A 22,035-nucleotide genomic window follows, 5' to 3' on the forward strand; every position below is an offset into this window, starting at 1 on the left:
TACCATGGAAATCTTCCTGCAGCTCGTCTTCAGCGGCGTCGCGCTGGGCATGATCTATGCCGTCATCGCCTTCGGCTACCAGCTGACCTTTGCCACGTCCGGCACCCTCAACTTCGGCCAGGGCGAATCGCTGATGCTGGGCGCGCTCGTGGGACTGTCCCTGGTGGGCACCATCCACGGCGGCCCCTACATGAGCTACCTGCTGATGATCCCCGTCGTCATCGTCTTCGGCGCCTTGCAGGGCGTGTTCGTCGAATGGATAGGCGTGCGGCCCGCCATCAAGATCAAGTCCGAATTCGGCTGGATCATGTCGACCATCGCGCTGGCCATCATTTTCAAGAACGTGGCGGAAAACATCTGGGGCAAGGACGACCTGATGTTCCCGTCGCCCCTGTCGGCCGCGCCGTTCCAGGTGTTTGGCGCCAACGTGCAGCAGATGCAGGTGGCCGTCATCGTCGGCGCGCTGGCCATCATGCTGGCCGTCGAAGTATTCAACCGCAAATCGATCTACGGCAAGGCCGTCGTGGCGACGGCCAACGACCGCGACGCGGCCGGTTTGATGGGCATCAACACGGGCATGGTCATCACCTTTTCCTATGCGCTGTCGTCGGCCACGGCCGCCTTCGCGGGCGTGCTGGTGGCGCCGCTGACCCTGACGGGGGCCACCATGGGCGCCTCGCTGGGCCTGAAAGCGTTTGCCGTGGCCATCATCGGCGGCCTGACGTCGGGCGTGGGCGCCATCGTGGGCGGCCTGATCCTGGGCATTGCCGAGACGACCACCGGCTACTACATCTCCACCGGCTACAAGGAAGTGCCCGGCCTGCTGCTCTTGCTGCTGGTGCTGGCCGTCAAGCCGTCCGGCCTGTTCGGCAAAGCCGCGATCAAGAAAGTCTGAGGACCACATGAACAAGAAAATCACCATGCTGGCGCTGAGCGCGGCGGGTCTGGCCGCGCTCGCGCTGTTCCCCATCGTCATTCCGAACCCGTACTACATCCACCTGGCCGAGACCATCCTGATCTACGCCATCCTGCTGTTCGGCCTCGATATCGTCGTCGGCTACACGGGGCAGGTGTCGCTGGGCCATGCGGGCCTGTTCGGCATCGGCTCGTACGTGACGGGCGTGCTGGTGTTCAAGCTGGGCGTCTCATTCTGGCTGGCCATCCCCGCCAGCATCGCGGGCGCGGCCCTGTTCGGCGCCATCCTGGCCTTGCCGGCACTGCGCGTGACGGGACCCTACCTGGCCATGGTGACCCTGGCCTTCGGCACCATCGTGCAAATCCTCATCAACGAGATGAGCTTCCTGACGGAAGGCCCGATGGGCATCAAGATCCACAAACCCGTCCTGTTCGGCCACAAGCTGACGGAAGTGGAGTACTACTACATGGTCGCCGCGCTGCTGGTGATCTCGCTGGTGGTGGTGCACCGCATCCTGAAGTCGAACCTGGGCCGCGCGTTTGAAGCCTTGCGCGACAGCCCCATCGCCTCGGACTGCATGGGCGTGTCCGTCTACCGCTACAAGGTGTATGCCTTTGTCATCAGCGCCGGTTTCGCGGGCCTGGCCGGCAGCCTGTATGCGTATTCGGAAGAATACATCTCGCCCAATACCTATAACTTCGAACTGACGATCCTGTTCCTGCTGGCCGTCATCATGGGTGGACGCAAGACGCGTTCGGGCGCGCTGATCGGCGCCCTGATCGTCGTCATGCTGCCGAGCCTCTTGTCGGACATCGAACTGTTCCGCAAGATCGCCGTCTCCGCCGCCGTGCTGGGCGTGATCGGCTCCGCCTTCATGCTGGCGAAAAAGCGCTCCACCGTGCGCGGCGTGCTCGTGCCCCTGGTGGCCACCATCGGCCTGGCCGCGTTTTCCTACAAGCTGGAAAACATGGTCGACTGGCGTTTGACCATCTTCGGCCTGATGACCCTGTTCGTCGTGTACTACCTGCAGGACGGCATCGTCGGCTTCTTGATGAGCTTTATCGGCAAGGGCCGGCGCCACGTGCAGGCCGTCGCTTCGCACGGCGTGGCGCCGTTCGACCACGCGCAGGGCGGGCAGCAGGGCGCGACCCTGCTGCGCGTGGACCAGGCGCTGATGCAGTTCGGCGGCCTGAAAGCGCTGAACCAGGTGGACCTGAACGTCACGCAAGGTTCCGTGCACGGCTTGATCGGGCCGAACGGCTCGGGCAAGAGCACGATGATGAACGTGCTGACGGGGATCTACAAGCCGACGGCGGGCAAGGTGGAATTTGCCGGCGCCGTCATTTCCGGCCGCACGCCGTCCGAAATCGCCCTGGGCGGCGTGGCGCGCACCTTCCAGAACGTGCAGCTGTTCGGCGAGATGACGGCCACCGAGAACGTGCTGGTGGGCTTGCACAACACCTTCAGGTCGAATGTGCTGGACGTGATGCTGCACACGCCCCGCTACAAGCGCGAAGAAAAGGCCGCGCGCGAGCGGGCCGCCAGCATCCTCGAGTTCGTGGGCCTGGCGGACCTGGCCAACGAAGAGGCGCGCAATCTGCCGTACGGCAAGCAGCGGCTGCTGGAAATCGGCCGCGCGCTGGGCCTCAACCCGCGCCTGCTGCTGCTCGACGAGCCGGCGGCGGGCCTGACGGCGCCCGACATCAAGGAACTGATGGCCATCATCCGCAAGATCCGCGAGCACGGCATCACCATCATCCTGATCGAGCACCACATGGACGTGGTGATGGCCCTGTCGGACGTGGTGACGGTGCTCGATTTCGGCCAGAAGATCGCCGAAGGCGTGCCAAGCGCCGTGCAAAGCGATCCGAAAGTGATCGAAGCCTATTTGGGCGGCAGCGCCGACACCCTGAGCCCCGCGGCGCACTGAGAGGAAGACCATGCTGACCATTAACAATCTGCACGCCGCCTACGGCAAAGTCGAAGTCCTGCACGGCATTTCGCTCGAAGTCCCGAAGGGCAAGCTGGTGACCCTGATCGGCTCGAACGGCGCCGGCAAGACCACCACCATGCGCGCCATTTCCGGCATGCTCAAACCCAAATCCGGTACCGTCACCCTGGGCGGCAAGGATGTCACGGGCCTCGATTCGCACCGCATCGCGCGCGCCGGGCTGGCCCATTCGCCGGAAGGGCGCAGGGTCTTCGCCTCGATGTCGGTGACGGACAACCTGCTGCTGGGCGCCTTCCCCCGCTTTACGCGCGCGCGCCCGAAAGGCGACATCAAGGGCGACCTGGACAAGGCCCTGGAACTGTTCCCCCGCCTGAAGGAGCGGCGTGACCAGCTGGCCGGCACCTTGTCGGGCGGCGAGCAGCAGATGCTGGCCATGGCCCGCGCCGTGATGCTGAACCCCGAAGTGATCCTGCTGGACGAGCCGTCGATGGGCCTGGCGCCCATCCTGGTGGAAGAAGTCTTCCGCATCATCACGCGCTTGAAGGCCGAAGGCGTGACCATGCTGCTGGTGGAGCAATTCGCCGCCGCCGCCCTGAACGTGGCCGATTACGGCTACGTGCTGGAAAACGGCAGCATTTCCGTGCACGGGCCGGCCGAGAGCCTGAAAACCGACCCGAAGGTGATCGCGGCGTATCTGGGGGAGGGCATTGATGATGGTCTGACAATGCGCTTGCTGCGCATTGTCACATCCTCCGTATTACGCAGTGAGTAGGCGACGGCGTATCATTGCTTCCAGGTCACGGCGGGTATGGGCAATCATATGAACGTAAACGATATCGTTATGTCCATACTCGATAAGGATGCGATGCTGGCCGGCCAAGAGTTGGCGGTGAGTCGTCAAATGAAGGTCTTCAAGTTCAGGAACAAAGCTGCCTTGAATGTTCCAATCTTTGAGAGAATTGACTTCAGCCAGAATCGCTTGCGTCACCTTCCTGGCAAAAGCCAGGGATTCGTTCTGCTTCAGGTAGGAGCGAATGTCTTGCAAATCGTTCAAGGCGTACTGCGTCCAAATGAGTTTCATTTGTGTAATCAATTGTCGTCGTCTTCAGCTTCCAGAAGGGCCACAACGTCATCATGATCAATGATTTTACCTTCCTCAATCTGCTTGCGGCCGAGAGCAAGGATGCGGAGCATGGCAAGCTGATCTTGAGTCTTTTGATAGCTGACAGGGTCTTGAACAATTGCCTGAACTCTGCCGTTCACCGTGATGGCTACCGGGTCATGCGTCTCCAGCACCTGTTTGACCACGTCGCTGGTGTTCGTCTTCAAGTAGCTAATTGGTTGAATATTGAGAAAGTTCATGCCGTCCTCCACAAGTTGCAGACCAACATTGGATAACTAAATTAAGTGCCAAATTTAGTTGACTGCGCATTTTCTTTACGTCGAGCGCAGCCTGTAAGTGTCAGTGCCTGGTCGGCTTTTCCTGCTGCACCAGGATGAACGGGCTGACGACGACGGCCCATAGGGACGCATCGGCCGCCTGCCACTCCAGCGCCTGCTGGTCGGAGACCTTGGCGACCTTGCCATCGACCATCCATTGCGTGATGGTGACCTTGTCGTCGTGCGAGATGCGCACGGCCACTTCGACGAGGTCCAGCTCGTTGGCGATCCAGACGACATTGCCTTGGGCGAAGTGCTTTTCCAGTTCGCTCCAGGCCAGGCGGGCCGTTTCGCTGTTTACTTTGAGGCGCAGTTCGGTGTCTTTTTCAGGATTGGTTTGCATGTGAGATCAGGTTGCGGTGAGTCGGGCGCCGATGCGCGCGCGTTATTTGCCTGGCAAGGCTTCCACGTGCGGCGTCGGCGTACCCTGCCATGTTAACCGATAGGCGGCGCCTTTGCGAACATTGCCCACCAGGGCGGGGCGGAAGCAGGCCAGGTTGGTGCCGCTGGCGTGCCGCACGCTGGGGAAGATCACGCCCATGGAACCGGCGTCGAGCAGGATGGCGGCCAGGTCTTGTGAGGCGATGTAGCTGGCCGGATCGAGGCAAGCCTGGTAGCGTTCCTGGCCGCGCAGGTCGTGGAAGCTGGCGGAGAAGTCGGCCAGCAGCGACTGGTAGCTGACGCTGTCGTCGAAATAGTCGATTTCCTGGTATTCCACGGTCTTGTGGAAAATGATCTCGGCCAGCGCCGTTTTCATGTCGAAGGCGCAATACCAGGCGCCCCGCTCGCCATCGTTGAAACGCGCCCCTTCCGGGCGGGCATACGTGTAGGCGGCGTTGATGATGCGAAAGTGCGGCACGCCAAAAACCAGTTCGTCCACGCCAATTCCTGGCGCGCCGCCGTACTCGGCCACCAGGCGCGCGTTGGTCGCGTTATCGAGTTCGAACAGCTCGCGCAGGTGGTCGTCGTCCTCGGCCAGGGGCGCCAGCACGGAATCCTCCATGTCGGCAAAGCGCGACGGGATCAGGCGGCAGGTGTCGATCTGGCGCAAGGCGGCCAGCGGCGGCAGGTGGGCATGCGGGGCTGCCGGCACGATCACAGGCCTCCGCGGCGCGCATCGAGCAGCTTGCGCACGGTCTGCATGGCCAGCAAGCCGCCTGCCAGCATCTGCGACAACGGCGTGCGGCCGCCAAACACGGGGTTCTTGTTGGGTAAACTTACCCATTCGTCGGCCAGCTTGTCGCCATACAGGATGTGCAAGGCTTTATAAATGCCCAGCAAATACGAAATGCGCGTGATGCGGTCCACTTCCAGCACGCGGTCCGGGTGCTTCTTCCACTCGTACCAGGCGCTGCTGGACAGGCCGCCCAGCAATTCGCGCGCATCGTCGTCGCGCAGTTTCCACGCGGCGGCCAGCTTGAAAAATCCTTTTAATGCCGCCTGCGACAATCGCTCGCGCTCGGCTTTGGCATTCAGGTCGACGAGCACGGCCGGCTCGAAGCGGCTCTTGGGGTAGGCATAGGCGAGATGCATGATATGTCCTTCAATAGGAGTCTGTTTATGGACTATTTATACTCCTTTTTTGGATTTGTTGCAACGGCCGCGCGCATGAAAAACGGGACGCAGGGGACGTGTGTCCCGCTGCGCCCCGTTGGCAGGCCGCGCCAGCTTATCTTGCCGTGACCGTCACCGGCACGTTCAGCTGCGCCGTCAAGCCTTTATTGTCCAGCGCCACGACCTTCAGCGTATAGCTGCCGGTCACCGGTTGCGGCCAGTAGGCCGTGATGGTCATGCCGCTCATGGAGAACTGCATGCCCAGCGGTGCGCCGATGATCGAGATCCACAGCGCGTTCGCGCCGGGCGCCGTCAGCACGATGCTGCCGCTCATGGCCTTGCCCGCCACGCCCGTCATGGCGGCGGCGCTGATCGTGGGGCCGGCGGCGGCGATTTTCACCGAGGCCACGGCCTGGCCCGTCAAGCCCGTCTTGGTGTCCCTGGCGATGACGGTCACGCTGTAGCTGCCCAGCACGGGGCTGGCCCAGCTGACGACGCCGGCGGCATTGATGCTCATGCCGGACGGCGCGCCCGACAGGCTGTAGCTGACGGGGTTGGGCGCCACCACCGTGGCGCTGAACGACAGGGCCACGCCCGGCTTGCCGCTGACGCCGGCGACCGTCACCACGGGCGGCAGCGGGGCGGCGATGGCCACTGTGTAGATGCCTTTGCCGCTCAGGCCAGTCTTGCTGTCCGTGGCCGTCACGGTGACGGCGTAGGTGCCGGCCACGGGCGCGGCCCAGCTCACCAGGCCGGCGCTGCTGATGGCCATGCCGGCCGGCGCGCCGGCGAGCGCGTAGCTGACGGGATTGGCGGCCGTAACGCTGACATTGAACGTCAGCGCCGTGCCCACCTTGCCCGTGATGGCGCCGGCGGCCACGACGGGCGGCGCGACGGGGGCGATGACGATGCCGTACACGCCCTGGCCGCTGAGGCCAGTGACGGTATCCTTGGCCAGCATGGTCACGGCATACGTGCCCGCAATGGGGGCGGCCCAGCTGACCACGCCCGTGGCGGCGATGCTCATGCCGGCCGGCGCGCCCAGCATGGTGTAGCTGAGAGGATTGGCTGCGCTGGCCGAGACGGTGAACGACAGCGGCTTGCCGGCCGCGCCGCTGATGCTGGCCGGCGCCACCACGGGGGCTGTCGGGGCGATCTGCGTGCCCGACAGGCCGGCCAGCAGGCTTTTCACGTTCGGCGTGCCCAGGCCGCCCAGCGGGTCATAGCCGACCCTGGCCGTGCAGACGCTGCAGGTGCCGTTGCTGCCCCGCGTGATGTCGGCAAAGCTGCTGGCAAAGGTGCCGGGCACGCTGGCGATCTGGCCGTACAGCATGTTGTGCGGCAAGCCGAGCGCCGTCTTCGCCTGCAGCGCGCGGCTGGCGTTGGCGATGGCGACCAGGCCGGCCCATTGCGGCGTGGACAGGCTGGTGCCGCCTATGCTGAGCCAGCTGGCGGTGCTGCTGCCCTGTGCCATCACGGCCGTGTACTGGCCCGTGGCGGGGTCGGCATTGAAGGCCACGTCGGCCACGTTGCGGCGCAGCAGATTGGTCAGGCCGGGCACGCTGGCCGTCTGGTAGCTGGGCAGTGCCGTGTAGGCGCTGATGCCGCCGCCCGTGCCGGACCAGGCTGCTTCGCTGCGCACGCCGCTGCCGCTGTAGCTGAGCGTGGTGCCGCCCACGGCCAGCACGTTGGGCGAGACGGACGGCCAGGACACGCCGCTGCCCGAGTCGCCCGTGGCGGCCAGGTAGCTCATGTTCTTGCCCGTGAAGGCGCTGTCGACGGAGGCCGTCCAGTTGCCTTCGGCGGCGCCAAAGCTCATCGAGACGACGCCAGGCCCCATCAGGTTGGCCAGGCGCACGGCGCCCAGCAGGCTGTTGATGGACGCGTCGGGCGCCTCGATCAGCACGATGCGCGCCAGCGGCGCCGTGGCATGCGCCCATTGCACGTCGAGCGCGATTTCCATGGCCCAGCCCGAGTTATAGGCGGGCGCGGTGGCCGTCATGGTGCTCGATGGCGTGTTGTACACGACGGAAAATTCGCAGCCGCTGAGCGGTGCTGGCGGCAATGGCAGGGCGGCATTCGTGGCGATGGTCTTGGTGGTGCAGCCGGGCAAGCCGAATTTCTGGTTGAAGATGGCCAGTTCGGCGGCCGCGTTCGGGTTATGCATGGCGTCGACGATATAGATCGTCTGCCCGGCGCCCAGCTGGGCCGCCTGGGCCGGCGTCAGCGCCGTGCCCGCCGCCGGCAGGGCGGGCAGGTCGTAGGCGGCGCGGATTTGCGCGGGAGAGTAGGTGGCCACGACGCTGCTGCCGGCCATCGGCGCGACGGTGTCCGCCGCGCCGCCGGACAGCAGCGGCGCGCTGTCTTGCGCCGCCTGCTGCGCGGCGGCGATCTTTTGCGCCGTCAGGCGGCGCGTGGCCATGTCCGCCATGGCGCGCGGCACGTGCTGCAAATGCGGCCGCCAGTGGGCCGAACCGCTGCTGTTGGCGTTGTCGCGCCCGTCCGGCGCATCGAGCAGGGCCGGAGCCGCATGGAACATCGGCTGCGCCACCAGTGCGCCGACGGCGGCAGGGATGACGGGTACCTCGACGCTGAACTGTGTCGCGGCCGTGGCGATGGCGGCGGGCGGCGCCGCCGTCTCCTGGCCGGGGCCGCACGCGCCCAGCAGGATGGCGGCCGTGGCGCCCAGCAGCAGGCGCCCGTGGCGGGGATGCGGGGGAATGATTTTTCTCATGGCGAAACTCTCCGAGTTGGGCGAGGGCCACATCTCGACAATGCATCCAGGCTGGCGCCGCGCGCTGGCGGTCCCGGCCCTGCATTGGCAGCCCCGCTGCCGTGGCGCTTGCGCGCGGTAGGCCGGTGGCTTTGCGTCCCCGCCTTTCGACGGGTTTGCCCTCAGAACTGATCAAGCATCATGATGAATTAGCTGATGCGTTATCGATTCTAGCGAATTTGCCAAATAAGTGTTAACTATTTTCAATCAATATTTTTATTTTTGCCATACAATGTGGCGAATTTACCCATTTCGCGATGTAATCTTGCCAGCTTGATTAAGCCTTAAAGGCAAGATTATCAGGCGGTTATCGCTGTGTGACGGTGTTTTTTCAGGGTAACACTGCTTGTGTTTTTCAGTGATGAAATGAATATAATGAATTTATTAAATATGTCATTTTCAGTGCATCAATCCTCGAACACCATGCCTTGATATGGTGCTGCACGGCAGGCCGCCAGCCGCTGCGCCAGGCTGCCCGCATGGATTTCCAGCTGGTGGCCGTCCGGGTCGAGAAAATACAGGGAATCGCCGGCGCTGCGGTTTTTCTGCCATTCCGCCACGCCAGTCGTGCGCAGGCGGGCGGCAAAGGCGGGAAAATCATCCTGCGAGATGGAAAACGCATAGTGCGTGTAGCCGTTCGCGCTGATCGCCGTGCCCGCATCCAGCGACAGGCACAGCCACAAATCCCCGGCCGACAGGTAGGCGCCCCTGTCCCAGCGCACATGCAGGCGCAGGCCCAGCGTATCGCGGTAAAAGACGACGCTGCGATCAAGGTCGTGTACGGACAGGGTGAGGTGGTTCAGGCCGGTCAACATGGTGCTGGATAACTTTCAGGTGAGGGAGGCCTGTATCCGTCATTGCCATGATTTGATATGACTTTGTTCCACACAAGTTTGAGATACAGCAACAAGACCACAAACGTCGCAACACCTGACAGTACCGTAGCGAGCGGAAGGGAGAGGCGGCCGAGAAGCGCAACCGTGCTTCTGGTACGGTGAGCATCGCAGGCGGCCTATACCGACGCGCAGTAGGTACTGTCAGGTGTCACTACACAGGTTCGGCGTGCTCTACCATGAGCTGCACCTTGGTCGTGCCATTGTATTCATTCGCATCGAGCCGGAAGGCGACCCTGGTGCGTTCGCCCAGCGCATCCGTATGCCCGAACCAGATGGCGTCGAAGCGCACGCCGTTCTTTTCCAGCAGCAGTTTCAAATGCCGTTCCTTGAGGATGCGCTGGCTGACGACGCGGAATTCGTCGCAGAAGACGGGCGGGGCGAAGCCCTGGCCCCACACCTGGCCATCCATCAGCTCGATGAAGGCCGTCGTGTAATACGCGTCTTCCAGCGGGCCGTCCGTTTCCACCACCCGTTCCAGCTGTTGGGCGCTGAGCCAGGCCTGGCCCACGGCTTCGAAGGCCTGGGAAAACGCGTCGAAGGCGTCGGCGCGGATGGTCAAGCCGGCCGCCATGGCGTGGCCGCCGAACTTGTCGATCAGGCTAGGCGCCCGTTTCGACACGAGGTCGAGCGCGTCGCGCAAGTGGAAGCCGGGAATCGAGCGTCCGGAACCCTTGATCCAGCCGTCCGCGCCCGGCGCAAAGGTAATCGTCGGGCGGTAGAATTTTTCCTTCAGGCGCGAAGCGACGATGCCGATCACGCCCTGGTGCCAGGATGCATCGAAGACGCTGATGGTGCTGCTGTTGGCCGGCTCGAAATCGTCGAGGTGCAGCAGGGCCGTATCCTGCATTTCCGCCTCGATTTCACGGCGCTTCAGGTTGATGTCGTTGAGTTGCTGCGCCAGCGCCCAGGCGCGGCCTTCGTCGTCCGTGATCAGGCATTCGATGCCCAGCGACATGTCCTGCAGGCGGCCGGCCGCATTCAGGCGCGGTCCCAGGGCAAAGCCCAGGTCGAACGGCGTGGCGCTGCGCGCTTCGCGGCCCGCCACGCGGAACAGGGCGGCCACGCCCGCGTGCATATTGCCCTTGCGCATGCGTTTCAAGCCTTGCGCGACGAGGATGCGGTTGTTGGTATCGAGGCGCACCACGTCGGCCACCGTGCCCAGCGCCACCAGGTCGAGCAGGTTGTCGAGCTTGGGTTGCGTTTGCGCATCGAAAATCCCACGGCGGCGCAGCTCGGCCCGCAGGGCCAGCAAGACGTAGAACACCACGCCCACGCCCGCCAAATGCTTGGACGGGAAACCGCAGGCGGGCTGGTTCGGGTTGACGATGACGGCCGCGTCGGGCAGGGTGTCGGCCGGCAAATGGTGGTCGGTGACGACGACCTCGATGCCGCGCCGGTTCGCCTCGGCCACGCCGTCGATGCTGGCAATGCCGTTGTCGACGGTGATGATGATGTCGGGCGCCTTTTCACGGGCAGTGAGCTCGACGATTTCCGGCGTCAGGCCGTAGCCGTATTCAAAACGGTTGGGCACGATGAAATCGACGTCGGCACCCATGGCGCGCAAGCCGCGTATGGCCACGGCGCAGGCGGTGGCGCCGTCGCAATCGTAGTCGGCCACGATGACCATGCGTTTCTTGGCGGCAATGGCGTCGGCCAGGAAGACGCCGGCCGCGCCGATGTGCAGCAGGCCGGACGGCGGCATCAGGGCTGCCAGTTCGCTCGACAGTTCTTTCGCGTCGGACAGGCCGCGCGAGGCGTACAGGCGGGCCAGCACGGGATGGATGCCGCCCTGGCGCAGCAGTTCGGATTCGCGGTAAGGGCAGGGACGGGTGGCGATGCGGGTACGGGTCATGATGCTTTCAACTTGTTCAGGGTCATCGCGCGCCAGAATTTGCGCTGCGTATGTTTGCTGGTGGTGGCGTCGAGCCAGGCGTCGCGGTGGCTCAGCACCAGGCGCAGCTGGCCCAGGCGGCCATCTTTCAAGGCCGCCAGCAGCGGCGCGAACCAGTCTGCTTCCAGCGCTTGCAGCTGCTGCAGCCACATGCCCCATTCCTGGGCCTGCGCCGCTTCGATCAGGCCGCCCAGCACGACGATCGTGTCGGCTTGGTCCGCCAGCACACTGTTTGGACTGGCATCGCGGCGCGCCGGTTCCGCCAGCGCGGCCAGCCAGCCGGGCGCGTTCCGCGTATGCAGGCTGGCCGCGCAGCGCGCAGCTTCCCCTGTTACCATGCTCCCGCCCCAGAGCCAGAACGCATTGATGGCTTTCAAGCCCCGTTCCTCGCGCGCCGCATTGACCGGGTGTTCATGCCACAGCATCTGCACTTCATTTTGCAGGCGGCGCGCGGCGCGCGCGTGCTCGCCGTCCGGCATCCAGACGGACAGGTCTTGCGTGGTGGCGGCGTCCGGCGTGGCGCACTGCAAGTCGCTCCAGCCATCGGCGCGCATGAACCAGGTGCCCGCGTCGCCATACGCCAGCGGCTGGCCGATCTCCTCGAAATACGGGGCCGCAATGTCGAACAGGGCGCGGCCATCGGTCTCGCTCAGCTTGAGCTGGCGCAAGTCTTCCAGGCTGATATGGCTGCGGGCGATGGCCAGGTGGGCAGGATGCAGCAGGAAATAGCGCCCGCCCGGTTCCGGCGCGAGGCCGTAGCCGCGCATGGCCCGGGCGGCAAAGGCCGCCTGCGCCGCCTCGCCGCTGGGCGCGGGCGCCAGGCCCAGCGCATGCGCCAGCCACGCTTCATGCGGCAGCAGGCGGTTGGCGTTGTCAAAAGTTTCCAAATTGCAAGTAGATGTGCGCGACAGCAGCGCTGCCAGCGCGGGCGCCTGCAAGACCTTGAGCAGGTCGGCAGCCAGTTCGGCGTTGGGCAAGGCGAAGGGCAGGACGAGGGTAAGTTGATTCATCCCGAGATTGTAGGCGATAGCGGCGGCGCGCGAGAAGGGCGCATGCGTTTTCGCCGTGATCGCCGCCACAGATTGCCGCGGGCAAGGCGGCCGCTTTGCATGGTGAAAGTATCAATAAAATATTTTAATTATTGAAATTTTATCTTTGTCGTCGGAAAATGATTCTCTTTTGAAAAGATAGTGGATATAATTGCGCTAACTAAAATATCAGAAAGACAATCACCCCCTGATGCGTGATTGCGTCGTCTGGCTCCTGTGTCCCTCGAAATTGTATACAAGATCTGCCGGCTTCATTTTTTAAACAAGTCTCTTCTTGGAAGCCCACCTATGTATACATTCGCCGCTTTGCGCGGCCAGGCTGATCACGCCCTGGCCCCCCGTATTTCCGCTCCTGCCGCCGTGGCATGCCGTCAGGAGGCCGCATGACTACCTACAACCTGTCGACCACGGTCCACGTCTGCGAAGACATCAACAAGAATTTCGATATCCGCGACCTGCTGATCCAGGCCGGCTACTCGGTGCAAGGCGAACTGAACATCAAGAATTTCACCGTGCTCTTGCCGGACGATACGGAATCGACCGAGAACACGCCGCTGTTCGGCATGCTCGACGCGGACACCGTGTATGTGCGCCCCGGCGACTGGGCCGCCAACTACAACGGCAGCTTCTCGACCATCGAAGTGACGATCGACAAGGGCAATGGCGATATCGTCCAACTGAGCCTGCAAGTCATCATCGACCCCGTCAACGACGCGCCCGACGCGGCCGACAAGACCTTCACCTTGCTCGACGGTAGCAGCGTGGTGCTCAGCGAAGGCGATTTCGGCTTCCACGACGACGTCGAGCACGACGGCTTCAAGTCCATCGTCATCACGAATACCACCACGGCGGGCCAGGTCTTGCTCAACGGCGTGGCCGTGACGGTGGGCACGGAAGTGTCCATCGACGCCATCCGCGCGGGCCAGCTGGTCTTCGTGCCCAGCCAGACGGTGGCCGGCGACTTCGACCTCGGCTTCAAGGTGCGCGATGACGGCGGCACGGCCGGCTGCAATGCGCAGGACCTGAGCCTGGCGCCCCATTACCTGACCTTCAAGGTGCCGATGGCCCACCTGGGCGATTTCGTCTGGGAAGACAAGAATGCCAACGGCGTGCAGGACGCGGGCGAGGCGGGCATCGCCAATGTGGTCGTGCAATTGAAGGATACGGCCGGCAATGTGGTGGCCTCGACCACGACGGACGCCAGCGGCGGCTATCACTTCGACGTCAATCCGGGCACGTATTCCGTCACCGTGGTGGCGCCCGCCGGCTATGTGCCGACGGCGGCGAACCAGGGCGGCGATGCGGGCAAGGACAGCAATATCGACGCGGCCGGCAAGATGGCGCCCGTGACCCTGGCGCCGGGCGAAACCAACCTGACCCTGGACGCGGGCCTGTACCGCACGGCCGAGCTGGGCGACCGGGTCTGGTTCGATACCAACAAGAACGGCGTGCAGGACGCGGGCGAAGCGGGTGCTGTTGGCGTGAAAGTGACCTTGCTCGATGCGTCGGGCAACGCCGTCGGCAGTCCGCTGGTGACGGATGCGAACGGCAACTACCTGTTCACGAATCTGAAGCCGGGCGCCTACAGCGTGCAATTCGATAAGACCACCCTGCCAGCCGGCTATACCTTCACGGGTCAGGACCAGGGCGGCGACGAGCAGCGCGATTCCGACGCGAATGCCGACGGCAGGACCGCGCAAGTGCTGCTGGCCTCGGGCGACAGCAACCACAGCGTGGATGCGGGCATCGTGGCCTTGCCGGCCACCCTGGGCGACCGCGTGTGGCATGACAGCAACGCCAACGGCATCCAGGATGCGGGCGAAGCGGGCATCGGCGGCGTCACCGTGCAGCTGAAGAACGTGGCTGGCAGCGTGATCGGCTCGACCGTCACGGATGCTTCCGGTTACTACAACTTCAATGTCGATCCGGGCACGTATTCGATCGCCGTCGTCGCTCCGCCCGGTTATTTGACGACGCTCAAGGATGTGGGCAGCAACAATGCGGTGGACAGCGACATCAATGCGGCTGGCAACAGCTTGCTGGTCACGGTGGCCGCCGGCCAGAACTACAAGGATCTCGACGCCGGCCTGTACAAGACCGCGTCCATCGGCGACCGCGTCTGGTTCGATGCGAACGGCAACGGCACGCAGGATGCGGGCGAGGCGGGCGTCTGTGGCGTGAAAGTCAATCTGTACAACGCGCAAGGCGTCGTCGTGGCCAGCGCCACCACGGATGCCAGCGGAAATTATCTGTTCAGCAACCTGGTCCCCGGCAATTACTATCTGGGCTTCGTGCCGCCGGCCGGCTATGGCTTCACCAAGGCCGATATCGGCGGTTATCCCACCGATTCGGACGTCGATCCGGCCAGCGGCTTCACCACCGCCATGGCGTTCCTGAAATCGGGCGACGTGCAGCTGGACTGGGATGCGGGCCTGGTCAAACTCAACACGGCTTCCATCGGCGACCGCGTGTGGGAAGACAACAACTACAACGGCGTGCAGGATGCGGGCGAGCTGGGCGTGGCGGGCGTGAAAGTCAACCTGCTCAACGCCAGCAACGTGGTCATCGCCTCGACGACGACGAATGCCAGCGGCAACTACCTGTTCAGCGAACTGGCGGCCGGCAGCTACAAGGTCGAAGTCATCCGTCCATCGGGCTTTTATTACACCAAGGCCAATCTGGGCAGCGATACGGCCGATTCCGATGTCGATGTCAGCACGGGGCGCTCGGCCCTGATCAACCTGGCTGCCGGCCAGAACGACATGAGCTGGGACGCGGGCATCTACCGCAAGGCCAGCCTGGGCGACAAGGTATGGCGCGACGCCGACCATGACGGCGTGCAGGATTACAACGAGGCGGGCATCGCCAACATCAAGGTGCAGCTGTACTCGGGCAGCGGCGTGCTGCTAGCCACCACCTACACGAATGCCAATGGCAACTATCTGTTCAGCAACCTCGATCCGGGCAGCTATTCGCTCAAGTTCGACAAGTCGGGCGTGTATCACGCCGGCTACGCCATGGATACGTGGCGCTGGGGCGCGAAGAACGTGGGCGCGAACGACAATATCGATTCGGACGTCAACAGCAATGGCACGACGGGCAACGTGGTCTACACGGACATATTGAAACTGGCGTCGGGCCAGAACGACATGAGCTGGGATGCGGCCATCACGCCCATCGTCATCGACCTCAACGGTGACGGCGTGCACACGATCGCCCGCGCCGACTTCCACGGCAGCTTCGACTTGCTGGGTACGGGCAGCGCCATCCAGACGGGCTGGGTCTCGGCGCAGGACGGCTTGCTGGCCATCGACAGCAGTGGCAATGGCAAGATCGACAATATCTCCGAGTTGTTCGGTGGTAACGAGAAGGGCACGGGCTTCGCCAAGCTGTCCAGCTATGACTCGAACCACGACGGCGTGGTCGATGCGCACGACGACAAGTTTGCCGAGCTGCGCATCTGGCGCGACGCCAACAGCAATGGCGTCACGGACGATGGCGAGCTGATGTCCTTGCACGACGCCGGCGTGGCCAGCCTGGCCGTGAGCTACACGGAACTGCCTTTCCTCGACGCCAACAGCAATCTGCACCTGGAACGCAGCAGCGCCACCCTGGCCGACGGCAAGACGGTCGACATGACGGACGTGTATTTCAACGTCGATGCCAAGGATGCGGCCGCCGCCGGCGTCACCTTGCCCAGCATGGCCGACCTGCTGCGCGACGACAGCACGCTCGACGTGGTGCTGGGCCAGGATGGCACGGTGAGCACCGTGGCCGCCGCACCGGCCGCAGCAGCCCCTGCCGCCGAAGCCCAGGCCCAGTGCGAAATGGCCGACCTCTTGCGCCGCGCCATGGCTCACGTAAATACCCAGCCCCAGGAAATGGCTGCCTGATGTCCCTTGCCGGGCCATGAGCCTGCCCGGCAATGCCGCACCGGCGCACCCGTCACGGGGCGCCGGCGCTTTCCACGCTTTTTTCCACACTTGATAATAGAAATAGGGAAACCACGATGAAACAATCCATGCACCTGATCGTTCGCGGCGCCATCGCCGCAGCCGCTTTCGCCCTCGCCAGCGGCAGCGCCCTGGCCGCCTCCAACCTGCAAGTCGTCGACTCGCACAGCGTCAGCCTGTTTACGGCTGCCGGCGGCGCCTTCGGCTCGGGCAGCGCCATCTCGCCGACCTTGTGGGAAGTTAAATACGACAGCAACACCTTCCTGGCGTTTTGCCTCGATCCCCATGTGGCCGTAAGCAACAGTTCGAACAGCTACAGCAGCGGCGCCTTCGCCGCCAGCGATGCCGTCAAGCGCCTGTATGAGGGCTACTACGCCTCGTCCGTCGCGACCGTGTCGACCAGCGCCAACAGCGCCGCCGCCTTTCAGCTGGCCCTGTGGGAATTGAATAACGACAACACGAACCTGCTGACGGGCGACTTGCGCTTCAAAAACCTGAGCAATGCCGTCGTCAGCCAGGCCAATACCATGCTGGGCGTGGCCACGGGCAATGGCGCCATCCAGAACCTGTACAACTACACGAGCTTGACGAGCGTCAACCCGGCTTCGCAAACCCTGCTGGCCGTGTCGCCGGTGCCGGAAGCGCAAACCTGGGCCATGCTGGTCGCGGGCCTGGGCCTGCTGGGCTTCATGGCGCGCCGCCGCAAGGGCGCTTCCGCGCTGACTTGATCATTACTCATTAATCACCGCTCATCGCGCAAGCGATAGCGTTCCCGCTGCGGCGCGCCCGACCGGCGCGCCGCAGCGTTTTATTGTGAACCCATCATGACCCCACCCCTTGACACTTCCACCGCGTCCGCCGGCATGTCCACCGATGCCATCGCCGACGCCATCGTCTTCCTGGCGCGCTTTTTCGGCGTGACCGTGCAGGCCGAGCGCCTGCGCGCCAGCGTGGCGGCTCAGGCCGGCCCGGCCGCCGCCGGCTTTCTCGACCAGGTGCTGGCGCACGCCAGCCTGGCCGGCACCGCGTTGCCGATAGGCAAGCCGCGCCGCGCCACGGAAATGCCGGCCTTGCTGCTCAACGGGGAAGGGCAGGCGCTGGTGATACTGGCCATTGCCGATGGTAAATATGAATGCCATGTGCCCGGCATCGCCGGCAGTGCCTGGCTCGACGCGGCCGCGCTGGCGCGGGAAGTGCCCGATGGCCGCTGGGTGGCCGTGCGGCCCGTCATGTTTTTCGACCAGCGCAGCTTGCTTTACAGTATGCCGGCGGCGGGGCGCTGGTTCTGGGATGTCTTCAACCGTAACCGCTGGGTCTTCCGCTGGGCCCTGCTGGGCACCCTGGTGCTCAATGTCATCGGCGCGCTGGTGCCGTTCTATGCGATGGCCGTGTATGACCGCGTGATCCCGAACAATGCCACGTCCAGCCTGTGGGTGCTGACGATTGCCGTCGTGACGCTGACGGGCTTCGAGCTGGCCCTGCGCCTGCTGCGCGGCGAACTGGTGGAAACGGCGTCGCGCCGCATGGACGTGGCGCTGTCGTCGAACATCTTCGCCCAGTGCTTGCGCCTGCGCGCGGCCAGCCGGCCCGCTTCCGGGGGACTTTGGCCAATACCGTGCGCGATTTCGAATCCGTGCGCGAATTCTTCGCCTCCACGACCCTGACGACCCTGGGCGACTTGCCGTTCCTGCTGCTGTTCCTGCTGGTGATCGCCCTGGTCGGCGGCTGGCTCGTGCTCGTGCCCCTGGCCGTCATCCCGATTCTGATGCTGGTGGCCTTCGCCTCGCGCGCGGCCCTGGCGCGCCACGTGGCCGCCTCGATGCAGGAAAGCGCGCAGCGCACGGCGCACCTGTTTGAAACCATGAATGGCCTCGACACCATCAAGGCGCTGGGCGCCGAAGCGTGGAGCCGGCGCAAATGGGAAAGCCTGACGGTGGCCATCGCCGCCAACAGCGTCGAGACGCGCGAAATCGTCAGCCGGGTCAATTACATCAACACGGCCGTGCTGGCCCTGTCCGGCGTGGCCGTGGTGGCCACGGGCGCCTTGCTGATGGGCGAGCATCTGCTGACCCTGGGCCAGATCATCGCCGTGAGCATGCTGACGGGCCGCGCCCTGGCGCCCGTGAGCCAGATCGCGGGCCTGATCATGCGCTGGGAGCAGACCAAGCTGTCGTATCACGCACTCAATAAAATCATGGAAGCGCCCACCGACGACGACGCGGCCAGCCTGCAGGCGCCGCCCCTGTCCGGGCGCATCGAATTTCGCGACGTGGGCTTTGCCTACCCGAATTCGCCGCCGCTGCTCGATAAGCTCAACCTGCACATCCGCCCCGGCGAACGGGTCGGCGTGATCGGCAAGCTCGGTTCCGGCAAGAGCACCTTGCTGCGCTTGCTGCTGAACCAGTACGGCCCGCAAAGCGGCAGCGTGCTGTTCGACGACCTGGCCAGCACCCAGCTGGACCCCTTGAGCCTGCGCCGCCAGATCGGCTACGTGCCGCAGGACGTGACCCTGTTCCACGGCACCCTGCGCGAAAACATCGAACTGGGACGCAGCCAGCCCGACGACGCCAGCCTGCTCGACGCCATCCGCCTGGCCTGCCTTGACGACATCATCACCCAGCTGCCCAACGGCGTGGCGACGGAAGTGGGCGAGCGGGGCGAACGCCTGTCCGGCGGCCAGCGGCAAGCCGTGGCCATGGCCCGCGCCTTGCTGGTGAAACCGCCGATGCTGCTGCTCGATGAGCCGAGCAGCATGTTCGACCCGGCCACCGAGCAGCGCTTGATCGGCCGGCTGCGTACCTTAAAAGAGACCACCATCGTGCTGGTGACGCACCGCATGGCCATGCTGGCGCTGGTGGACCGCCTGATCGTCTTCGACAAGGGGCGCATCGTCGCCGACGGCCCGCGCGACGACGTCATGCGCGTATTGAACAGCCAGGCGGCCAGGCCCGCGGCGGAACAGGGAGCCACAGCATGAGCGCCGTGAACGCCCCGAACGCCCCGAACGCCCGCCCTCTGCCGGCGGCCCACCCGGACCCGGAAAGGGAGCCGCAGCGCATCGTCATCCACATGCTGGCCTTGACGTCCGTGCTGCTGGTGCTGGTGCTGGCCTGGGCCACCTTCGCCCAGCTCGACGTCTCCGTGAATGGCCGGGGCGCCATCACGCCGCCATCGCACCTGCAGGAAGTGCAAAGCCTGGAAGGGGGCATCGTGCGTGAAATGCTGGTGAAACCGGGCCAGCGCGTGCGCCGCGGCGACTTGCTGCTGCGCCTGGACACGGCCCAGTACGAGGCCAACCTGGGCGCCAGCGTGCAGAATCGCCTGGCGGCGCTGGCGGGCCGGGCGCGCCTCGATGCGCTGCTGTCCGGCGGCACGCCCCAGTTCGCGCCGGAATGGCAGAAAGAGGCGCCCGAGCTGATCGCCAAGGAAACGCAGCTGTGGCGCGACGGCCAGCGCGAATTCGCGTCGGCCACGGCGGCCGCGCGCGAGGGCGTGACGCGCCGCCGCGGCGAGCTGGCCGAGGCGCACAGCCGCATCGCCCAGCTCGACACGGGCTTGAAAATCGCCCTGGAAAGCCTGTCCATCGAGGAGAGGCTCTTCAAAGAGGGTGCCGGTTCGCGCGGCGACTACCTGAATGCGCAGCAGCGCGTGCAGCAGCAGCGCACGGAACTCGACAGCCTGCGCGCCTCCGTGCCGCGCCTGACGGCCACCTTGGCCGAGGCGCAGGCGCAGGCTGGCGAAGTGGAAGCGCGCATGCGCGGCCAGTGGGGCGCGCAGCGCAGCGAGTATGAAACCAAGGCCGGCGCCCTGGCCAGCACCGTGAAAGGCCAGCAGGACCAGGTCAGCCGGCGCGACGTGACGGCACCCGTCGACGGCGTCGTCAACCGCGTGCTGGTGGCAACCGTCGGCGGCGTGGCGCAGCCGGGCAAGCCGATACTGGAAATCGTGCCGGCCGATTCGGAAATGCTGATCTCCGTGCGCGTGAAACCGTCGGATATCGGTTTTATCCATGTGGGACAGAGCGCGTCGGCGAATGTGCTGGCGTACGACGCCACCACCTATGGCCGCATGCAGGCGCAAGTGGTGCGCGTGGGGGCGGACGCGATTCCCGACGAACGCAACGAACCGTACTTCGAGGTGCAGCTGAGCACCGACCGCAGCCAGCTGACGGCGCACGGCAAGGTATTGCCGGTGACGCCCGGCATGCCCGTCGACGTGGGCATCCTGACGGGGCGCCGCTCGGTGCTGCAATATGTGTTCAAGCCCGTGCTGCGCGGCTTGCAGTCTTCCCTGCAGGAGCGGTGATGCGAGCCTTTTTACTTTGCATGGCATTGGCCTGCGCAAACGCGGTGGCCCAGTCCGCGCCACAGGCCACCTTCCAGGCGCAGTCCGCGCGCGGCTTGCCCGCCTTGCTGGCGCGCGCCGTGCCGCGCGATCCGCAGGTGATCGCGGCGCAGGCGGCGCTGGCCGCCACCGAAGCGCGCTACAGGCAGGCCCGTTCGCGGCTGTTTCCCACTGCGGCGCTGCAGGCGACGCGGGGACGCAGCAAGGACCTCGATGGCACCCTGGAGGTCGAGCGCCGCACGCACCAGGTGGAAGCGAGCGTGCGCTGGAACGTGTACAACGGCGGCGCCGACCGCGCCGAACTCGATGCGGCCGAGCGCGAGATGGCGGGCGCCGCCTTCGATGTGGAGCGGGCGCGCGCGGAAAGCGCGGAAAAGCTGGCCGAGGCGTATTTCGACATGCAGCGCCTGGAACGCAGCCTGCAGCAGTCGCAGGAACGCCTGCACGACGTGACGCAGCTGGTGCGGCAGGTGACGCGCCAGGCGGAGCTGGGCAAATCGTCGGAAGTGGACCGCGAACTGGCGCAAAGTTCGCAGCTGGACGCGGAACTGGTGCACGACGGCTTGCTGACGGACCAGCAGGCGGCGCGCATCAAGCTCGAGGCGCTGGCCTTCGAGCCGGTGGCGCAGTTTGCCGATTTCGCCTTCGCGCCGCTGCCGGCGCAGGCGCTGGAGAATGCCGACACGCAGCAGGCGCAGTTGCGCGCCGCGCGCGAGCGTGCGGCGGCGGCCCAGCTGCGCGTGCGCGGCGTGGCGGCCACCCTGGCCCCCAAAATCGATCTGAATGTCAGCCATCTGCTCAATAACAAGACCACGCCGCCGCCGTCGACCATCCAGCAGCGGGGCTGGTCGGTGGGCGTCTCCTGGGAAATCCCGCTCGGCGGCGGCAGTCTGGCGCAGCGCGACGAAAGCGTCAGCCGCGCCCAGGCGGCCGAGGCGGACGTGGCGCGCGCCGAGCAGGGCACGCGCGCCGACCTGGCCAGCATGCTGCCGCGCATCGCCAATGCGCAGCGCACCCTGGCCCTGCTCGACGAGCAGGAAAAGAAGATGACCTTCGTCGTGCGCGGCGGGACCGTCCAGTACGAGGCGGGCCGGCGCAACCTGCAGCAGGTCATCCAGACGCGCGACAGCTATTTCACGATACAGCAGCGGCGCATCGACCAGCTGCACCGTCTGACCCTGGCGCAGATGCGGCAATATGCGCTGGCGGGGCAGCTGCTGCGGGTTTTCGGCCTGGCGCAGGAAGCAAAATAGGCTAGCTGTGCGCCG

Annotated in this window: 18 protein-coding genes and 1 riboswitch; of the genes, 9 read left to right on the top strand and 9 right to left on the bottom strand. The window is 65.0% G+C overall.

The window, feature by feature from the left end; genetic code table 11:
• Window positions 1-4: 4 nt before the first annotated feature.
• From ACRHIG_RS15465 to ACRHIG_RS15475, 3 genes are read left to right on the top strand one after another with little or no spacing between them, the layout of a single operon-like run.
• Window positions 5-895 (top strand): branched-chain amino acid ABC transporter permease, encoded by an 891-nt coding sequence (locus tag ACRHIG_RS15465; RefSeq protein ID WP_475416641.1) that lies wholly within the window; start codon window positions 5-7, stop codon window positions 893-895.
• A gap of 7 nt (window positions 896-902) precedes the next feature.
• Window positions 903-2,846 (top strand): branched-chain amino acid ABC transporter ATP-binding protein/permease, encoded by a 1,944-nt coding sequence (locus ACRHIG_RS15470; protein WP_489630699.1) that lies wholly within the window; start codon window positions 903-905, stop codon window positions 2,844-2,846.
• A gap of 10 nt (window positions 2,847-2,856) precedes the next feature.
• A complete protein-coding gene (locus ACRHIG_RS15475) occupies window positions 2,857-3,639 on the top strand; it encodes an ABC transporter ATP-binding protein (protein WP_489630700.1) in 783 nt (260 codons plus the stop codon).
• Here the strand turns inward: ACRHIG_RS15475 and ACRHIG_RS15480 are convergent.
• The 9 genes from ACRHIG_RS15480 to ACRHIG_RS15520 form a co-directional block, all read right to left on the bottom strand.
• The gene (locus ACRHIG_RS15480; protein WP_489630701.1) at window positions 3,625-3,948 is read right to left on the bottom strand and encodes a type II toxin-antitoxin system RelE/ParE family toxin; all 324 of its coding nucleotides are present in this window, start codon (window positions 3,946-3,948) and stop codon (window positions 3,625-3,627) included. The two genes, ACRHIG_RS15475 and ACRHIG_RS15480, sit on opposite strands and share 15 nt — an antisense overlap.
• 8 nt (window positions 3,949-3,956) lie before the next feature.
• Complete coding sequence (locus tag ACRHIG_RS15485) at window positions 3,957-4,229, bottom strand: type II toxin-antitoxin system Phd/YefM family antitoxin (protein ID WP_070313584.1); 273 nt, start codon at window positions 4,227-4,229, stop codon at window positions 3,957-3,959.
• 100 nt (window positions 4,230-4,329) lie between these two features.
• Window positions 4,330-4,650: a DUF2288 domain-containing protein gene (locus tag ACRHIG_RS15490; RefSeq protein WP_489630702.1), complete on the bottom strand. Its 321-nt coding sequence runs from the start codon at window positions 4,648-4,650 to the stop codon at window positions 4,330-4,332.
• A gap of 42 nt (window positions 4,651-4,692) precedes the next feature.
• Window positions 4,693-5,400, bottom strand: a complete 708-nt coding sequence (locus tag ACRHIG_RS15495; protein WP_489630703.1) for an RES family NAD+ phosphorylase — start codon at window positions 5,398-5,400, stop codon at window positions 4,693-4,695.
• Window positions 5,401-5,402: 2 nt separating this feature from the next.
• Complete coding sequence (locus tag ACRHIG_RS15500) at window positions 5,403-5,840, bottom strand: MbcA/ParS/Xre antitoxin family protein (RefSeq protein WP_489630704.1); 438 nt, start codon at window positions 5,838-5,840, stop codon at window positions 5,403-5,405.
• 136 nt (window positions 5,841-5,976) lie between these two features.
• Window positions 5,977-8,595, bottom strand: a complete 2,619-nt coding sequence (locus ACRHIG_RS15505; RefSeq protein WP_489630705.1) for a S53 family peptidase — start codon at window positions 8,593-8,595, stop codon at window positions 5,977-5,979.
• Window positions 8,596-8,678: 83 nt separating this feature from the next.
• A riboswitch (cyclic di-GMP riboswitch) is annotated at window positions 8,679-8,765 on the bottom strand.
• Window positions 8,766-9,041: 276 nt separating this feature from the next.
• On the bottom strand, window positions 9,042-9,449 hold the full coding sequence (fos, locus tag ACRHIG_RS15510; RefSeq protein WP_489630706.1) for a fosfomycin resistance glutathione transferase: 408 nt from the start codon (window positions 9,447-9,449) through the stop codon (window positions 9,042-9,044).
• A gap of 232 nt (window positions 9,450-9,681) precedes the next feature.
• The gene (gene recJ / locus ACRHIG_RS15515; protein WP_489630707.1) at window positions 9,682-11,382 is read right to left on the bottom strand and encodes a single-stranded-DNA-specific exonuclease RecJ; all 1,701 of its coding nucleotides are present in this window, start codon (window positions 11,380-11,382) and stop codon (window positions 9,682-9,684) included.
• On the bottom strand, window positions 11,379-12,431 hold the full coding sequence (locus ACRHIG_RS15520) for a hypothetical protein (RefSeq protein WP_489630708.1): 1,053 nt from the start codon (window positions 12,429-12,431) through the stop codon (window positions 11,379-11,381). The genes recJ and ACRHIG_RS15520 overlap by 4 nt, the downstream gene beginning before the upstream one ends.
• Window positions 12,432-12,853: 422 nt before the next feature.
• On the opposite strand from ACRHIG_RS15520, the gene ACRHIG_RS15525 reads away from it, so the two are divergent.
• From ACRHIG_RS15525 to ACRHIG_RS15550, 6 genes are all read left to right on the top strand, one after another.
• Window positions 12,854-16,363 (top strand): SdrD B-like domain-containing protein, encoded by a 3,510-nt coding sequence (locus ACRHIG_RS15525; RefSeq protein ID WP_489630709.1) that lies wholly within the window; start codon window positions 12,854-12,856, stop codon window positions 16,361-16,363.
• Between the two features lie 116 nt (window positions 16,364-16,479).
• On the top strand, window positions 16,480-17,151 hold the full coding sequence (locus ACRHIG_RS15530) for a PEP-CTERM sorting domain-containing protein (RefSeq protein ID WP_489630710.1): 672 nt from the start codon (window positions 16,480-16,482) through the stop codon (window positions 17,149-17,151).
• A gap of 96 nt (window positions 17,152-17,247) precedes the next feature.
• Entirely contained in the window at window positions 17,248-18,087 is an 840-nt protein-coding gene (locus ACRHIG_RS15535) for a hypothetical protein (protein ID WP_489630711.1), read from the top strand.
• Window positions 18,039-19,400: an ATP-binding cassette domain-containing protein gene (locus tag ACRHIG_RS15540; protein WP_489630712.1), complete on the top strand. Its 1,362-nt coding sequence runs from the start codon at window positions 18,039-18,041 to the stop codon at window positions 19,398-19,400. The genes ACRHIG_RS15535 and ACRHIG_RS15540 overlap by 49 nt, the downstream gene beginning before the upstream one ends.
• Window positions 19,397-20,728, top strand: a complete 1,332-nt coding sequence (locus ACRHIG_RS15545) for an HlyD family type I secretion periplasmic adaptor subunit (protein ID WP_489630713.1) — start codon at window positions 19,397-19,399, stop codon at window positions 20,726-20,728. Before ACRHIG_RS15540 ends, ACRHIG_RS15545 begins: the two co-directional genes overlap by 4 nt.
• Window positions 20,728-22,020, top strand: coding sequence for a TolC family protein (locus ACRHIG_RS15550; RefSeq protein WP_489630714.1), 1,293 nt, complete (start codon window positions 20,728-20,730; stop codon window positions 22,018-22,020). Before ACRHIG_RS15545 ends, ACRHIG_RS15550 begins: the two co-directional genes overlap by 1 nt.
• Window positions 22,021-22,035 lie beyond the last annotated feature (15 nt).

The sequence above is a fragment of the Janthinobacterium sp. C22 genome, from assembly GCF_057919405.1.

What these genes read in the sequence shown, in the direction of transcription:
- ACRHIG_RS15465 (WP_475416641.1), top strand. Translation starts at nt 5, where the DNA reads ATGGAAATCTTCCTGCAGCTCGTCTTCAGCGGCGTCGCGCTGGGCATG.
- ACRHIG_RS15470 (WP_489630699.1), top strand. Translation starts at nt 903, where the DNA reads ATGAACAAGAAAATCACCATGCTGGCGCTGAGCGCGGCGGGTCTGGCC.
- ACRHIG_RS15475 (WP_489630700.1), top strand. Translation starts at nt 2,857, where the DNA reads ATGCTGACCATTAACAATCTGCACGCCGCCTACGGCAAAGTCGAAGTC.
- ACRHIG_RS15480 (WP_489630701.1), bottom strand. Translation starts at nt 3,948, where the DNA reads ATGAAACTCATTTGGACGCAGTACGCCTTGAACGATTTGCAAGACATT.
- ACRHIG_RS15485 (WP_070313584.1), bottom strand. Translation starts at nt 4,229, where the DNA reads ATGAACTTTCTCAATATTCAACCAATTAGCTACTTGAAGACGAACACC.
- ACRHIG_RS15490 (WP_489630702.1), bottom strand. Translation starts at nt 4,650, where the DNA reads ATGCAAACCAATCCTGAAAAAGACACCGAACTGCGCCTCAAAGTAAAC.
- ACRHIG_RS15500 (WP_489630704.1), bottom strand. Translation starts at nt 5,840, where the DNA reads ATGCATCTCGCCTATGCCTACCCCAAGAGCCGCTTCGAGCCGGCCGTG.
- ACRHIG_RS15505 (WP_489630705.1), bottom strand. Translation starts at nt 8,595, where the DNA reads ATGAGAAAAATCATTCCCCCGCATCCCCGCCACGGGCGCCTGCTGCTG.
- fos (WP_489630706.1), bottom strand. Translation starts at nt 9,449, where the DNA reads ATGTTGACCGGCCTGAACCACCTCACCCTGTCCGTACACGACCTTGAT.
- recJ (WP_489630707.1), bottom strand. Translation starts at nt 11,382, where the DNA reads ATGACCCGTACCCGCATCGCCACCCGTCCCTGCCCTTACCGCGAATCC.
- ACRHIG_RS15520 (WP_489630708.1), bottom strand. Translation starts at nt 12,431, where the DNA reads ATGAATCAACTTACCCTCGTCCTGCCCTTCGCCTTGCCCAACGCCGAA.
- ACRHIG_RS15525 (WP_489630709.1), top strand. Translation starts at nt 12,854, where the DNA reads ATGACTACCTACAACCTGTCGACCACGGTCCACGTCTGCGAAGACATC.
- ACRHIG_RS15530 (WP_489630710.1), top strand. Translation starts at nt 16,480, where the DNA reads ATGAAACAATCCATGCACCTGATCGTTCGCGGCGCCATCGCCGCAGCC.
- ACRHIG_RS15535 (WP_489630711.1), top strand. Translation starts at nt 17,248, where the DNA reads ATGACCCCACCCCTTGACACTTCCACCGCGTCCGCCGGCATGTCCACC.
- ACRHIG_RS15545 (WP_489630713.1), top strand. Translation starts at nt 19,397, where the DNA reads ATGAGCGCCGTGAACGCCCCGAACGCCCCGAACGCCCGCCCTCTGCCG.
- ACRHIG_RS15550 (WP_489630714.1), top strand. Translation starts at nt 20,728, where the DNA reads ATGCGAGCCTTTTTACTTTGCATGGCATTGGCCTGCGCAAACGCGGTG.